The organism is Janibacter sp. CoH_79_TC_3, from assembly GCF_058197955.1.
In genome coordinates this window covers 1-229 of record NZ_JBXWIV010000224.1, presented here as the reverse complement: position 1 = coordinate 229, position 229 = coordinate 1, and the positions used below count along the sequence as shown (strand labels likewise).

Annotated in this window: 1 pseudogene; it reads left to right on the top strand. The window is 58.5% G+C overall.

The annotated features are described in order from the left end of the window. Positions 1-229, top strand: a pseudogene (locus AC2FA3_RS15715) (hypothetical protein); the annotation flags it as partial.

Here is a 229-nt window from a genome sequence, read left to right as displayed (position 1 = left end):
ATTGCGACCTCCTCCAGCAAGACCTTCAACATTGCCGGGCTGCAGGTGTCAAATCTGTTCATTCCGGAGGAGGCGCTGCGCAAGCAGTTCCGCCGTATCTACAACGCCAGCGGCTACAGTCAGCTGAACGCCGCCGGAATTGTTGCCGCCGAGGCCGCCTACACCCACGGCGGGGTCTGGTACAATGCCGTCAATGATTATCTGTGCGGCAATATTGCGTATATGGCGG